At 61.4% G+C, this 13,561-nt stretch carries 11 protein-coding genes and 3 tRNA genes; 9 read left to right on the forward strand and 5 right to left on the reverse strand.

All coding sequences use genetic code 11. From position 1 onward, the window contains the following. Genes sufB through sufU form a run of 4 tightly spaced genes read left to right on the forward strand, consistent with a single transcriptional unit; the run spans window position 1 to window position 4,433 of the window. Window positions 1-1,413, forward strand: a complete 1,413-nt coding sequence (gene sufB, locus ACGHIZ_RS07770; protein WP_195246950.1) for a Fe-S cluster assembly protein SufB — start codon at window positions 1-3, stop codon at window positions 1,411-1,413. Then, the gene (locus tag ACGHIZ_RS07775) at window positions 1,413-2,684 is read left to right on the forward strand and encodes a SufD family Fe-S cluster assembly protein (protein WP_195246948.1); all 1,272 of its coding nucleotides are present in this window, start codon (window positions 1,413-1,415) and stop codon (window positions 2,682-2,684) included. Before sufB ends, ACGHIZ_RS07775 begins: the two co-directional genes overlap by 1 nt. Then, the gene (locus ACGHIZ_RS07780) at window positions 2,681-4,006 is read left to right on the forward strand and encodes an aminotransferase class V-fold PLP-dependent enzyme (protein ID WP_204986963.1); all 1,326 of its coding nucleotides are present in this window, start codon (window positions 2,681-2,683) and stop codon (window positions 4,004-4,006) included. The genes ACGHIZ_RS07775 and ACGHIZ_RS07780 overlap by 4 nt, the downstream gene beginning before the upstream one ends. Continuing rightward, complete coding sequence (gene sufU / locus ACGHIZ_RS07785) at window positions 3,999-4,433, forward strand: Fe-S cluster assembly sulfur transfer protein SufU (protein ID WP_225093690.1); 435 nt, start codon at window positions 3,999-4,001, stop codon at window positions 4,431-4,433. The genes ACGHIZ_RS07780 and sufU overlap by 8 nt, the downstream gene beginning before the upstream one ends. A gap of 65 nt (window positions 4,434-4,498) precedes the next feature. Here the strand turns inward: sufU and ACGHIZ_RS07790 are convergent, their stop codons facing one another. After that, the gene (locus ACGHIZ_RS07790) at window positions 4,499-5,308 is read right to left on the reverse strand and encodes a transposase (RefSeq protein WP_225093691.1); all 810 of its coding nucleotides are present in this window, start codon (window positions 5,306-5,308) and stop codon (window positions 4,499-4,501) included. 403 nt (window positions 5,309-5,711) lie between these two features. Between ACGHIZ_RS07790 and ACGHIZ_RS07795 the strand changes: the two genes are divergently transcribed. From ACGHIZ_RS07795 to dinD, 4 genes are all read left to right on the forward strand, one after another. Then, entirely contained in the window at window positions 5,712-6,446 is a 735-nt protein-coding gene (locus ACGHIZ_RS07795; protein ID WP_006235554.1) for an iron-sulfur cluster assembly scaffold protein, read from the forward strand. A gap of 18 nt (window positions 6,447-6,464) precedes the next feature. Beyond that, window positions 6,465-7,469 carry a GGGtGRT protein gene (locus tag ACGHIZ_RS07800; protein WP_006235553.1) on the forward strand — a complete coding sequence of 335 codons (1,005 nt, stop codon included), beginning with the start codon at window positions 6,465-6,467 and terminating at the stop codon, window positions 7,467-7,469. A 256-nt stretch (window positions 7,470-7,725) separates the two neighbouring features. Then, entirely contained in the window at window positions 7,726-9,252 is a 1,527-nt protein-coding gene (locus ACGHIZ_RS07805) for an FAD-dependent oxidoreductase (protein WP_390447318.1), read from the forward strand. Between the two features lie 160 nt (window positions 9,253-9,412). After that, complete coding sequence (dinD, locus tag ACGHIZ_RS07810) at window positions 9,413-10,273, forward strand: DNA damage-inducible protein D (RefSeq protein ID WP_390447321.1); 861 nt, start codon at window positions 9,413-9,415, stop codon at window positions 10,271-10,273. 252 nt (window positions 10,274-10,525) lie between these two features. On the opposite strand, the gene ACGHIZ_RS07815 is transcribed toward dinD, so the two are convergent. The 4 genes from ACGHIZ_RS07815 to ACGHIZ_RS07830 all read right to left on the reverse strand — a co-directional run bounded on the left by ACGHIZ_RS07815 (window position 10,526) and on the right by ACGHIZ_RS07830 (window position 12,192). Next, a complete protein-coding gene (locus ACGHIZ_RS07815) occupies window positions 10,526-11,644 on the reverse strand; it encodes an IS1249 family transposase (RefSeq protein ID WP_138111757.1) in 1,119 nt (372 codons plus the stop codon). A gap of 254 nt (window positions 11,645-11,898) precedes the next feature. Beyond that, a tRNA-Lys gene (locus ACGHIZ_RS07820) sits at window positions 11,899-11,974 on the reverse strand. A 43-nt stretch (window positions 11,975-12,017) separates the two neighbouring features. Then, a tRNA-Lys gene (locus ACGHIZ_RS07825) sits at window positions 12,018-12,093 on the reverse strand. A gap of 22 nt (window positions 12,094-12,115) precedes the next feature. Beyond that, a tRNA-His gene (locus ACGHIZ_RS07830) sits at window positions 12,116-12,192 on the reverse strand. Between the two features lie 166 nt (window positions 12,193-12,358). Between ACGHIZ_RS07830 and ACGHIZ_RS07835 the strand changes: the two genes are divergently transcribed. Next, entirely contained in the window at window positions 12,359-13,540 is a 1,182-nt protein-coding gene (locus ACGHIZ_RS07835) for a pyridoxal phosphate-dependent aminotransferase (RefSeq protein ID WP_006235487.1), read from the forward strand. The last annotated feature ends 21 nt before the right edge of the window (window positions 13,541-13,561 follow it).

The raw sequence follows: 13,561 nt of genomic DNA on the forward strand, positions 1-13,561 counted from the left end.
ATGACCAAGAACCGCACCGAGGTCGCGGACATCGACCGCAGCCTCTACGACTTCACCTATGGCGAGGAGGGATTCGAGCGCCTCGACGCCGGCATCACGCCCGACATCGTGCGCGAGATCAGCGCCAAAAAGGACGAGCCGCAGTGGATGCTCGACCTGCGCCTCAAGTCCCTCGAGATCTTCAATCGTTTTCCCGACCCGACGTGGGGCCCCTCCATCGAGGGCCTGGACATGGACAACATCGTCACCTACGTCAAGCCCAACACCGACCAAAAGCACGACTGGGAGTCGGTGCCCGACGACATCAAGAACACCTTTGAGCGCTTGGGCATCCCCGAGGCCGAGCGCAGCTACCTGGCGGGCGTCGGCGCGCAGTACGACTCCGAGCTGGTCTACCACAACATGCAGGACACGGCGTCCAAGATGGGCATCGTCTACTCCGGTATTGAGGAAGCCCTGCACGATCCGCAGTGGGAGCCGCTCATCCACGAGAAATTCATGACGCTCATCCCGCCCACCGACCACAAGTTTGCGGCCCTGCACGGCGCCGTGTGGTCGGGCGGCTCGTTTGTCTACGTTCCCAAGGGCACCAAGTTGGACTTCCCGCTGCAGAGCTACTTCCGCCTTAACGCCAAGGGCGCCGGCCAGTTTGAGCACACGCTCATCATTGTCGAGGACGATGCCGACCTGCACTTTATCGAGGGCTGCTCCGCACCCAAGTACAACGTGGCCAACCTCCACGCCGGTGCTGTCGAGCTCTTTGTGGGCAAGCGTGCACACCTGCGCTACTCGACCATCGAGAACTGGTCCAAGAACATGTACAACCTCAACACCAAGCGTGCGCGCGTGGACGAGGACGGCGACATCGAGTGGATCAGTGGCTCCTTCGGCAGCCATGTGGGTTATCTCTACCCCATGAGCGTGCTCAACGGCCGCGGCGCCCGCTCGAGCTTTACCGGCATCACCTTTGCCGGCGCCGGCCAGAACCTCGATACCGGCTGTAAGGTCGTACTCAACGCGCCCGAGACCTCGGCAACCGTCGAGACCAAGGGCATCTCCAAGAGCGGCGGCATCCAGACCTTCCGTAGCTCTATCGTGGCCACGCCCAAGGCCGAGGGCTCCAAGGCAACCGTGAGCTGCCAGTCGCTCATGCTCGACGACCAGAGCCGCTCCGACACTATTCCGGCCATGGACATCCGCGCCAAGAACGTCGACATCGGCCACGAGGCCACCATCGGCCGCATCGGCGACGACAAGGTGTTCTACCTGATGAGCCGCGGCATCTCGGAGGAAGAGGCCCGCACCATGATCGTCAACGGCTTTGCCAACCCGGTCTCCAAGGAGCTGCCGCTTGAGTACGCCGTCGAGATGAACAACCTGATCAAGCTCGAGATGGAAGGAGCGATCGGATAATGAACCAGACCACGAACACCGCTGCTACCACCCTTGAGCAGGTCAATGCGATGCCAGCTGCCACTTGGGGTTGGCTGAAGATGAACCAGACCAAGCTCGAGCTCTCTGACGAGCTTGCCGCCGCTCCCACCGAGGCTGTTAAGGTCGAGGGCTTGGACGAGCAGTTCCGCGGCGCTGCCGACGCATTTAACGCCGCCATGGACGCCATGGCCGAGCGCTTCCCCGAGCGCCGCGCCTCCGCCCCCGGCGACGCCGCCGACCGCGCCCGCATCACGCCCGAGACCGAGCTTGACGTGCCCGCCACCTCCATCTACCAGGCCGGTGCCATCAAGCTCGAGGAGGAGCTCTCCCCTGCTGAAGCCTTCGAGACCGGCATGGGCGAGGCTGCCTACACCTACTTGGCCGACCACGCCACCAAGCGCATCGTCATCGATGTGCCCGCATACAAGCACGCCACGGTTACCGTGCGCGTGAGCGGTGTCGATGCAGCCGCGGCCATCGCCGCCATCGACGTCGTCGCCCGTCCCCAGTCGACGCTCGATCTGCTTATTGCCCTGGACTCTCCCGTTGCCGGCCAAGGCGTCGTGGGATCCGTGCTACGCGTGTGCGCCCACGAGTACGCCACCGTCAACGTGACCTGCACGCAGACGCTCGACGATAGCTGGATCGCGCTCGACGACACCGGCCTGTTCCTGGACGAGGGCGCGCGCGTCAACGTGCAGCACACCGTCCTGGGTGCCGGCGCCAGCGCCACCGGCCTTGCCGGCGACCTGCTGGGCGATACCGCCAAGGTCACCATCGATACTGACTACCTGGGCGCCCGAGAGCAGGTGCGCGACTTTAACTACGAGCTGCGCCACCGCGGTCGCAAGACCGAGTGCGAGATCGACGCCAACGGCGTGCTGACTGGCACGTCCAAGAAGGTCTACCGTGGCACCATCGACCTCGTGCACGGCTGCAAGGGCGCAACCGGCACCGAGCGCGAGACGGTGCTTTTGGCCAACAAGGGCGTCGACAACAAGACCGTTCCCGTCATTCTCTGCGACGAGGACGACGTCGCCGGCAACCACGGCGCCACAATCGGCCACGTCCGCGACGAGCAACTGTTCTATCTCGCCTGCCGTGGCCTTGACCAAAACGCCGCCGAGGACCTGTTCATTCGCGCCAAGCTGGAGGACGCCGCGCTTTCCGCCACCGACGAGCGCACCCGCGCAGCCGTCGTCCGCTTGGGCAACAACCTGATCAACAACTTTGAAGAGGAGCTCGCATGATCGACACCGAGCACGTTAAATGCGATACCTGTACCGCACCGGAGCCTATGGAGTTCGACGCCAGTGACGAGGCCTCGCGCGGCTGGCCTACCGTCGACATCGAGACCAATCCCTACAAGGCACAGTTCCCGCTTTTCCAGCAGCACCCCGAGATCGCCTTCCTCGATAGTGCCGCCACCGCGCAGCGCCCCGCCTGCGTGCTCGACGCCGAGCGTGACTTCTATCAGCGCATGAACGCCAACCCCCTGCGCGGCCTGTACTCACTGTCCGTCGAGGCCACCGACGCCATCGCGAAGGTCCGCCAGCAGATCGCCGACCTCATCGGCGCCTCACAGGCCAACGAGGTCGTCTTCACCCGCAACACGAGCGAGTCGCTCAACCTGGTCGCCAAGAGCTTTGCACCCACAGTCCTCGAGCCGGGCGACGAGGTCGTCATCACCATCATGGAGCACCACTCCAACCTGATTCCGTGGCAGCAGGTCTGCCGCGAGACCGGCGCCAAGCTCGTCTACCTCTACCCCACCAAGACCGGTCAGCTCACCACCGAGGAGGTTCTTGCCAAGGTTGGTCCCAAGACCAAGATTCTGGCCGTGGGTCAGGTCTCCAACGTGTTGGGAGTCGAGAACCCAGTCAAGAACCTCGGCAAGCTCGTGCACAAGTATGGCGGCTACCTGGTCGTCGACGGTGCGCAGTCGCTGCCGCACATGCCGGTCGATGTGGCCGACCTGGGCGCCGACTTCTTTGCCTTTAGCGCACACAAGGCTATGGGCCCCATGGGCATCGGCGTGCTGTGGGGCAAGATGGACCTGCTCAACGCCATGCCGCCCATGCTCACCGGCGGCGAGATGATCGACTCTGTTACCGAGCAGGACGCCGTCTGGGCGCCCGTTCCCGAGAAATTCGAGGCCGGCACACAGGACGCCGCCGGCATCTTCGCCACGGGTGCGGCACTCGACTACCTGGTCAACACGGTGGGTTACGAGAACGTCCAGGCACGCGAGCAGGCACTCGTCCACTACCTGATGGGCGAGCTCATGCAGCTCGACTTTGTCCAGATCATCGGCTCCATCTATTGGGACAACCACCACGGCGTTGTGAGCTTTAACGTCCGCGGCATCCACCCGCACGACGTCGCGAGCATCATGGACATGGACGGCGTCTGCATCCGCGCCGGTCACCACTGTGCACAGCCGCTGCTCACCTGGCTGGGCGTCGAGAACCTTGCCTGCTGCCGCGCCAGCGTGGCCTTCTACAACGACAAGGCCGACATTGACAAGTTCATCGCCGGCCTGCATCACGTTTGGAGCACGTTCAATGGGTAATCTGTACACCTCCACCACATTTATGGAGCACAACTCGCACCCCGACTACAAGTACGAGATGGATGCTCCCACGCACGAGCACGACGGCATCAACCCCAGCTGCGGAGACGAGCTCACTCTGCAGCTGCGTGTCGAGAACAACGTGATCGAGGAGGCCTCCTTTACCGGCCACGGCTGCGCCATCAGCCAGGCCAGTGCCGACATCATGGCCGATCTCATCACCGGCGAGACCGTCGAGGAAGCTCGCCGCCTGGCAGAGCTCTTCCTCGCCATGATCCGCGGCGAGAAGCTCTCCGAGGAGGACCTGGAAGACCTGGACGAAGCCGCCCAGCTCCAGGACATCTCGCACATGCCCGCCCGCGTCAAATGCGCCGAGCTCGCCTGGCGCACCCTCGACGGCATGCTCACGGGACAAAATAATCAGTAGTACTTGTCCCAAATCTTAAGATTTTTGTTGGCCGAATCGCTTGACAAGAGTGGTTCGGCCATTTTCTATTCCGAAAGCTCAGCCCGTGCCTTCACCCGCACATAAGCGCGCACGATACGAGAGACGGTACTTTTGCCAATCCCGGTATACCGCTCAATCTGGCGCACCGTAAGGCCGGCATTGCTCAATCCAACAATAACGGTATCGCGCTGCGCCGGCGGTGCAGTTTTAACCACATTGAGCGGAACCCCGAGGCTCTTCGCCATCTTGTCGGCAAAGGCGTGGCGTTCCCACTCTGTCTCTTTCATATCGCGCAGCGCCGGTTCGCCGCCGTCGGGCGTCGAAAGCGAATAGGCAATAAAGCCCTCGGCAGAACCAAAAAGCTCAAGCACGCAAGAAGGATCAGAAAATCCCCTCGCGACATCGGCCGCGTCACCGTCGTAAGCGCACAAATGCTCCGGAAAGCTGCTCCAGGGATAACGCTCAATGAGACTGATGCCCGCCTCCTGCGGATCGGCGTGAACGGAGCGAATAGCCTCCATCACCTGCCAGTCGGTATCGAGCGAGCGCCGGTCAAAACGGTTCTGGAACAGATGCCCTGTGCGCCCCGTGCGTTTATTGAACCGCCGCGCGTACGTCAAAAGCAGCCGGTGCATCGCCGCGCTCATCGCGTCCTCGTAATCTGCAAGCACCAGACGCACGTGATTGCCCATAAGGCACCAGGCGATAACCGTCACGCCCGCCTTGCGGCAGCACTCACGCATCAGCTCCAAGAACTCCCACCGGTCTTCATCGCCCTCAAAGATGAGCTGCTTGCCCGTACCGCGGGCACAGACATGGTAAAAGCCGGTAACCGTTCTCCAAACGCGCTGCATGGCGCTCCCTTCGCCGGGATCTGCTTGCCATCCAATACAGCACGATTGAAGCGTGCCATCAAAACATTCACGCAAAACAATTCGCTCGCGCGGCCAAAGGCAGTAAACAGGCGGCGAACGGCACCGTTGCAACAGGTCAACCCCTGCAACGCTTACAAAAGCTGACCAAAAGCTTGCCCAAGACGGACCCCCTCTACGGAAGTGCACGACCACAGAATATAGAGTTAAACCGTTTCAATTGAAAGTTCCGCGCATCTCGCTACGAAAACTGAGCCGTTCGCCGAATATTCCGTGCATTTCGCGGTATTATAGGGGCTGCATGTCATGTCCCTTTCGAAGGGTCGCCCGGCAATCGCCAGCCACGGCCCCCAGACGGGACGCCAACACGATAGAGAGGAGAGGCATGCAGTACTCACAGGAAGTGGAGAACATGTGCCCCGTTGCCAAGGGTGCATACCACGGCCCCGCACCCATCCCCGAGGAGGGCAAGTGGGTCCAGGCTAAGGAGATTTCCGACATCTCCGGTCTTACGCACGGTGTGGGTTGGTGCGCACCTCAGCAGGGCGCCTGCAAGCTCACGCTGAACGTCAAGGACGGCATCATCGAGGAGGCCCTCGTTGAGACCATCGGCTGCTCGGGTATGACCCACTCTGCCGCCATGGCTTCCGAGATCCTTCCCGGTAAGACCATCCTCGAGGCCCTCAACACCGACCTCGTCTGCGACGCCATCAACGTTGCTATGCGCGAGATCTTCCTGCAGATCGTTTACGGCCGCAGCCAGACCGCGTTCTCCGAGGGCGGCCTGCCCGTGGGCGCCTCCCTCGACGACCTCGGCAAGGGCCTTCGCTCTCAGGTCGGCACCATGTTCGGCACCAAGGCCAAGGGCGCTCGTTACCTCGAGCTCGCTCAGGGCTACGTCACCCGCATGGCTCTCAACGACAAGAACGAGATCATCGCATTCGAGTTCCTGAACCTCGGCAAGTTCACCGACGCCGTCAAGGCCGGCAAGACCCCCGAGGAGGCCATCGCTGGCGCTATGGGCCACTATGGTCAGTGGGAGAACGCTGCCAAGTACATCGACCCGCGCACCGACGAGGAGACTCACTCCGTCGCCAGCGTGTTCCCGGTTCACGAGTAGAAAGGGAGGGAAATAACTATGACTGTTACGTTCGAAGGTTACGAGCGCCGCGCTGACAAGATCAACAAGTGCCTCGCCGACAACGGCATCGCCTCCCTCGAGGAAGCTCTGCAGATCTGCACCGACAAGGGCTTCAACCCGCGTGAGATCGTCAACAACACCCAGTCCATCGCCTTCCAGAACGCCGAGTGGGCCTACACCCTCGGTTGCGCTCTCGCTGTCAAGCGTGGCGCCAAGTCCGCTTCTGAGGCTGCCGCCATCATCGGCGAGGGCATCCAGGCCTTCACCGTTCCCGGCTCCGTCGCCGAGGACCGCAAGGTCGGTCTGGGCCACGGCAACCTGGGCGCTATGCTGCTCTCCGACGACACCGAGTGCTTCGCCTTCCTGGCCGGTCACGAGTCCTTCGCTGCCGCTGAGGGCGCTATCGGCCTGGCTCTAAACGCCAACAAGGCTCGCAAGAAGCCGCTGCGCGTCATCCTCAACGGTCTGGGCAAGGACGCTGCTCAGATCATCGCCCGCATCAACGGCTTCACCTACGTGAAGACCCAGTTCGACTACTTCACGGGCGAGCTCAAGGTCGTCGAGACCATCCCCTACTCCGATGGTCCCCGCGCCGCCGTCAACTGCTACGGCGCCGACGACGTCCGCGAGGGCGTTGCCATCATGTGGCACGAGAACGTCGACATCTCGATCACCGGTAACTCCACCAACCCCACGCGCTTCCAGCACCCCGTCGCTGGCACCTACAAGAAGGAGCGCCTCGAGGCTGGCAAGAAGTACTTCTCCGTCGCTTCTGGTGGCGGCACTGGTCGTACCCTGCACCCGGACAACATGGGCGCCGGCCCTGCCTCTTACGGCATGACCGACACCATGGGCCGTATGCACTCCGACGCCCAGTTCGCCGGTTCTTCCTCCGTGCCTGCGCACGTTGACATGATGGGTCTCATCGGCATGGGCAACAACCCCATGGTCGGTGCCACCGTCGCCTGCGCTGTCGCCGTCGAGGAGGCCCTCAAGGCCTAATCGCGCCCGCGCGATGCTCATATAGTTGAGCTTTGGAGCCACTACCCACCCAGGTAGCGGCTCTTTTTGTTTGCGCTGTCGCAGGGTAGCTAATGCCGATATATCAGTTGGGGCGAAATACAAGATGTGATGAGATGGAGCGTCAGAGCGTCCATGACGCCCACCTGCCATATTTGCCCTTTACCGATTTGCCGAGTCTTTGCGGCCCCATTGCCGATCACCCGTGCGACAATGCGCCGGACGAGAAAGGAATCCGATGGAATCGACTGATGTACTGGTAATTGGATCTGGCATTGCGGGCCTTTGCGCCGCCATCGAAGCGGCACGCACGGGTGCAACCGTCACTGTGGCAAGCGCCGGCAAGACTATGAGTGGATCGAGCTTCTTCCCCGGAACCTGGGGCCTAGGGCTTATCGGACCCGTTAACGAAGACGACGAGCAGGACCTCATCGACACCATCCTGGCCGTCGGCGGCGGCGTTGCCGACCCCGAACTCGTCCAAGCGTTCGTCCACGGCATTCCCCAAGCGATTGACTGGCTCGAGCAAGACCTGGGCGTTGAGCTCCAGCGTCCGCAAAGCGCCAAGAGTGCTCAACAAAAGCAATTTATCCCCTGCTTTGACCACAAGACGCGCATGTGGCGCGGCCTCACCCGCAAGCCCCTTGAGGACGCTCTGACGACCTGGATCGAGTCGCTCGGCATTCGCCTGCTCCCCCGCCATGAGCTTATCGACCTTGTTGAGGACACGAACGGCAGAATAACCGGAACCGTACTCTACGACCTTACCGAAAATCGAATCGTGCCCTTTGCTGCCAAGGCCACGGTCATCGCAGCCGGTGGCACAGGCGGCCTGTTCGAGCGCAGCCTTACGTCGGCTGATGTGCTCAGTTCCTCGCAGGCCATCGCGCTGGCGCACGGCGCAACACTTACTAATATAGAGTTCATGCAGATGATGCCCGGCTTCATTGAGCCCAAGCGCAACCTCGTCTTTAACGAGAAGACCTGGCGCTACGTCAAATTCGATCAGTCGGTTGACATCGACGACGACAAACTGGACAAGCTGCTTGAGCAGCGCTCCGGATACGGCCCCTTCACGTCACGCCTGGATTCACGTGCTATCGACCTTGCCATCGACCAAGCGGGCGCCGAGGGCCTAGCGCTGCATTACGACTTCCCCAGTGAGGACGTCCCCGAGTTTGTCCAGACCTTTGCCACATGGCTCCAGGACGAGCACGGCATTGCTCCGACTGACGAGATGCGCGTAGCGATGTACGCCCATGCCTCCAACGGCGGAATCAAGATCGACAAGGCAGCCGCGACCGGCGTTGCGGGTCTCTACGCCTGTGGCGAGGCAACGGGCGGCATGCACGGCGCCGACCGCATTGGCGGCCTGTCAAGCGCCAACGGTATCGTGTTCGGACGGATTGCGGGTGCATCGGCGACTCAGGCGGCGCTGGACGCCCCTGAGACGCCCTTGAAGACGGATATCGCCCTCCCCCAGCGCGGCCTCGCCAAGGCAGATGCAGAGCGTCTGGCTCGCAGCCTCAAGCACACGATGAGTAGCCACTGCATGATCAACCGCACCGAGACGGGCCTATCCGAGGCACTACACGAGCTTGAGGGCTTGAAGACAGAGGCAACGACCTTGAGCACACAGAAAGCCCAGGACAGCGAAGTCGCAGCCCTCGCCCGCCTGCAATCGCAGATTCAACTAGCACAGGAAATGGTCAAAGCCATGCGTAAGCGAACTGAAAGTCTCGGGTCGCACTATCGAGCGGATTAAACCGGACACCTATCTAAAGCAGAACACAACCAATCGATATCCATGGGCCCCGTGAGCTCGAAGCAGCACGGGCCCATTCGTGTCCGCACGGCAGCGTATCCTTATTCTGAATACAGAGTGGGCAAAGCCCGCATAGACAATAGACCAGCGAGGAGGAGATATGGACAGTAGAGATATCGAGAAGTGGCGTGTCGAACTTGATAGCTACGCCAATGTGGAAGACGGCGTTGAATATTGGCTCGCACGCGATTTAATGGAACCCATGGGGTACACTCGATGGGAGAACTTCGCCGAAGTTGTTAAGAGGGCAAAAGTCTCGTGCGAAACAAACAAAACTCCAGTTGATTCCCATTTTCGTGACACCACGAAAATGGTAACTGCCGGTGTCGCCGCTCGCGCGGTTAAAGACTACAAGCTGACGCGCTACGCATGCTATTTAATCGCCCAAAACGGAGACCCAAACAAGCCCGAAATCGCACTCGCACAGGCGTACTTCGCCGTGCAGACACGCCGTCAGGAGCTCATAGAGCAGCGCTTCGCAGAGATTCAGCGCTTGCAGGCGTGCCACTCGCTATCCGATTCAAAGAAACAGCTCTCGGGCATTGCGTTCAAACGAGGCGTGGACTCCAAAGGATTCGCGATCATCAAGTCGAAGGGCGATGAGGCGTTATTCGGCGGCAGAAGCACGGCGGACATGAAGCGGCAGCTTGGTGTGTCCAAGAGTGCTGCATTGGCGGACAAGCTAGCCGATGTTCTCATCAAAGCAAAGGACCTCACGAACTCGATGACGGCCTTCAACGCCGAGGAACACGACTTGTACGGTCTGGACCAGATCAAACAAGAACACGTCGAGAACAACACGAGCGTGCGTGGCAGCCTCATCGACCGCGGAATTGTTCCCGAGAACCTACCGCCTGCCGAGGATACAAAAAAGCTCGAGCGTCGCGTGAAGGCAGACGAGAAGAAACTCAAGGAGGGTACTGACGGTTTCACCGATCCCCAGGGTAGACTCAATCTGTGAAAGCGGCCGCGCCCTTTCGGGTTCGACCCCATGCGAGGTTAACAAAAAAAACGACCAGCCTAAGCCAGTCGCTTTAACGATCTTTGGGTGGGCCGTCAGGGGGTCAGCCTGCTGCGCAGGCGGCCGCTGCGGCGCCAAGGCGCCTTGCGCGCTGCGCTGGCAAACGCTTACGCGTTTCCTCAGCTCCGCGCCCTTTCGGGTTCGGCTTATAGGACAAAATGTGTGTCCCGATAGAACATCCGTTTCTATCCATTAATCAAGCCAGAACGGGTACGGGTCCCTGTGGTGGAGGTCCTCCCACACGGCCCTGTCGCCCCACTCCGGCCCTCCGTCCTCGCGCGACGGCGAGGCGGAGTAGACGCTGAACAGGAAGTCGATGTCCGCGTCGGTCGGCATCGCGGCGAGCTTCTCGCGCGCCGTCCTCGCGTCCCCCGAGTGCGCGTGGCACCACCAGAACACCGCCTTCACGCGCTTGACCGACGTCAGCCCCCGGTGGTTGCGCAGGACGGCCCTCAGCTGCGAGTTCACCCCTCCCTCGATCATGTTGTTGGTCGACGGCAGCGGGCCGGCCTTGGCCAGGGCGGGGTCGAGGTAGGTGAACAGCGTCCCCGCCGACACCAGCGACGACAGCGACGAGCGCGCCCGCCTCAGCCTCTCGTGGGTGTAGACCCTCCTGCCGTCCACCACGGTCCTGTCCTCCAGGAAGTCGGCCCAGAACCCGCACCAGTCGAGGTAGCGCTCGACCCAGAGCTCGGCCTGGTGCAGCGTCTCGATGCCCATGAGGTCGCGCGCGATGAGGTAGAGCTCGCGCCCCGCCTGGAGCTTCGGCCGCGTCGTCGTGTAGCGCTTGACCTGCGAGAAGGCGTGGAAGGTGCACCTCTGGACCCTGGTGCGCGGCCAGGTCTCGCGCACGGCTTTGGCGAACCCGCTCCCGCCGTCGGTGACGACCACCTCGGGCGCCGGGATCGGCGACATGAGGGCCGACCACGCCCTCGAGTTCTCCGACCTCGCCATGTACCAGGAGACCACCCTCTCGCCGCTGCAGCATATGAGCACGACGAGGTCGCGCGCGACCCAGATCCCGTCGACGTGGAGCACGCGGTGCAGCTCGCCGTCGGGGACGGGCATCGGCCAGACCTCCCAGAACTCGGCCGTCCTGCGCCTGAAGGACCGCCCGCCGCCCGGCATCGCCGCCTGGGAGTCCTTGGAGAGGAGCCACCCGAGGAACTCGTCCAGCCTCGTCGCCGTGTCGTCGTACCTCACCGTCGTCGACGCGCCGCAGGCCGTGCACCTCCACCGCTGGGACCCCGATGAGGTCCTGCCGTTGCGCTTGGTCCGACCGCCGCAGTAGGGGCAATAAACGGCCTTCATGGGCACCTCTTCCGAAAGGATATTTAACGGTTCCGGAAAAGGTTATCTACCTGCGGGAACGATAGGCAACCGGACACACATTCTGTCCGAGCGGTTAAAAGCGGGCACGGAATTTAAACGGCTGAAAAAGGGGCATCGACCTGCGCCGATGCCCCCAACGTGGACACACATTTTGTCCTATAAGCCTCGGGTTCGACCCCATGCAAGGTCAACAAAAAAGACGGCCAACCGAAGTTGACCGTCTTAACTTGCTTTGGTGGGCCGTCAGGGGGTCGAACCCTGGACCTTGGGATTAAGAGTCCCCTGCTCTACCAACTGAGCTAACGACCCAAAGCTAAAGTCCGTTGTGGCGGACTTTAGAGGAGATATCGTGTGGTGGGCCGTCAGGGGTTCGAACCCTGGACCTTGGGATTAAGAGTCCCCTGCTCTACCAACTGAGCTAACGACCCGATATCAACACGAAGCAAAAACTGGGGTGGGTAAAGGGACTCGAACCCTCGACCTACGGGACCACAACCCGTCGCTCTAGCCAACTGAGCTACACCCACCGTGTCCTGTGCGCTTCGCGCTCGTCTATTATTGCAAGGAACGCCACGCGATGCAAGCCCCAATTTTCAAGAATTTTGAAAAGAGTTTTTCGAGACCATTTCGAGCAAATCCCACCGGTTTCATAGGAGTAAACTTGCCCCACTGCAAATCCTCGAAAGGACCGGCATGAAAGAACTCTCCAACCGCACGGCAACATTTACCGATTCGGTCATCCGCCGCATGACACGCATCTCCAATAAGTACGATGCCGTCAATCTCTCGCAGGGCTTCCCCGACTTCGATCCTCCGGCGCAGCTGCTCAACAGCCTGAGCACCATCGCCGCCGACCCCAAGCCGCTCTACCACCAGTACTCCATTACCTGGGGCTCCCAGGCCATGCGCGAGGCGCTCGCCGCCAAGCAGGAGCACTTTATGGGCATGCCGATCGACCCCAACCAGAATATCGTGGTCACCTGCGGCTCCACCGAGGCCATGATGGCCGCCATGATGACGGTTACGAACCCCGGAGACAAGGTCGTCATCTTCTCGCCGTTCTACGAGAACTACGGCGCTGACACCATTCTCTCGGGTGCCGAGCCCATCTATGTGCCGCTCAACCCGCCCACATTCGACTTTGACCGCGAGGCGCTCGAGGCTGCCTTCCGCGACAACGACCCCAAGGCCATCGTCCTGTGCAACCCTTCCAACCCCTGCGGCAAGGTCTTTACGCGCGAAGAGCTCACCTTTATCGCCGACCTGTGCAAAAAGTACGACGCGTACTGCATCACCGACGAAGTCTACGAGCACATCGTCTACGCGCCCCATGAGCACGTCTACATGGCCACGCTGCCCGGCATGTTCGAGCGAACCATCAGCTGCAGCTCGCTGTCTAAGACGTACTCCATCACCGGCTGGCGTCTGGGCTACACCATCGCCCCGGCCCAGATCACCGAGCGCATCAAGAAGGTCCACGACTTTCTCACCGTGGGTGCCGCCGCTCCCCTGCAGGAAGCCGTTGTCACCGCCCTCAACTTCGACGACAGCTATTACGATGAGGTCCTCGACCTCTACACCGCCAAACGCGACCTGTTCTGCCAGGGGCTCGATAGCATCGGTCTTGAGCATAACGTGCCGCAGGGCGCCTACTACGTCATGATGGACATCTCTGAGTTTGGCTATGACAGCGACCTCGAATTCTGCGAGGACCTCGCATCCAAGGTGGGCGTGGGCGCCGTGCCCGGCTCGAGCTTCTTCCGCGAGCCCGTCAACCATCTGATTCGTTTCCACTTTGCCAAGCGGGACGAGACGCTTAACGCGGCACTGGAGAACCTCAAGTCGCTACGTGATAAAATCAAGCCGCGCGGGTAAGGACAGCCCGGCAACTAAAGC

This window comes from Collinsella sp. i05-0019-G5 (genome assembly GCF_042851345.1).
GTDB lineage: Bacteria > Actinomycetota > Coriobacteriia > Coriobacteriales > Coriobacteriaceae > Collinsella.

What these genes read in the sequence shown, in the direction of transcription:
- sufB (WP_195246950.1), top strand. Translation starts at nt 1, where the DNA reads ATGACCAAGAACCGCACCGAGGTCGCGGACATCGACCGCAGCCTCTAC.
- ACGHIZ_RS07775 (WP_195246948.1), top strand. Translation starts at nt 1,413, where the DNA reads ATGAACCAGACCACGAACACCGCTGCTACCACCCTTGAGCAGGTCAAT.
- ACGHIZ_RS07780 (WP_204986963.1), top strand. Translation starts at nt 2,681, where the DNA reads ATGATCGACACCGAGCACGTTAAATGCGATACCTGTACCGCACCGGAG.
- sufU (WP_225093690.1), top strand. Translation starts at nt 3,999, where the DNA reads ATGGGTAATCTGTACACCTCCACCACATTTATGGAGCACAACTCGCAC.
- ACGHIZ_RS07790 (WP_225093691.1), bottom strand. Translation starts at nt 5,308, where the DNA reads ATGCAGCGCGTTTGGAGAACGGTTACCGGCTTTTACCATGTCTGTGCC.
- ACGHIZ_RS07795 (WP_006235554.1), top strand. Translation starts at nt 5,712, where the DNA reads ATGCAGTACTCACAGGAAGTGGAGAACATGTGCCCCGTTGCCAAGGGT.
- ACGHIZ_RS07800 (WP_006235553.1), top strand. Translation starts at nt 6,465, where the DNA reads ATGACTGTTACGTTCGAAGGTTACGAGCGCCGCGCTGACAAGATCAAC.
- ACGHIZ_RS07805 (WP_390447318.1), top strand. Translation starts at nt 7,726, where the DNA reads ATGGAATCGACTGATGTACTGGTAATTGGATCTGGCATTGCGGGCCTT.
- dinD (WP_390447321.1), top strand. Translation starts at nt 9,413, where the DNA reads ATGGACAGTAGAGATATCGAGAAGTGGCGTGTCGAACTTGATAGCTAC.
- ACGHIZ_RS07815 (WP_138111757.1), bottom strand. Translation starts at nt 11,644, where the DNA reads ATGAAGGCCGTTTATTGCCCCTACTGCGGCGGTCGGACCAAGCGCAAC.
- ACGHIZ_RS07835 (WP_006235487.1), top strand. Translation starts at nt 12,359, where the DNA reads ATGAAAGAACTCTCCAACCGCACGGCAACATTTACCGATTCGGTCATC.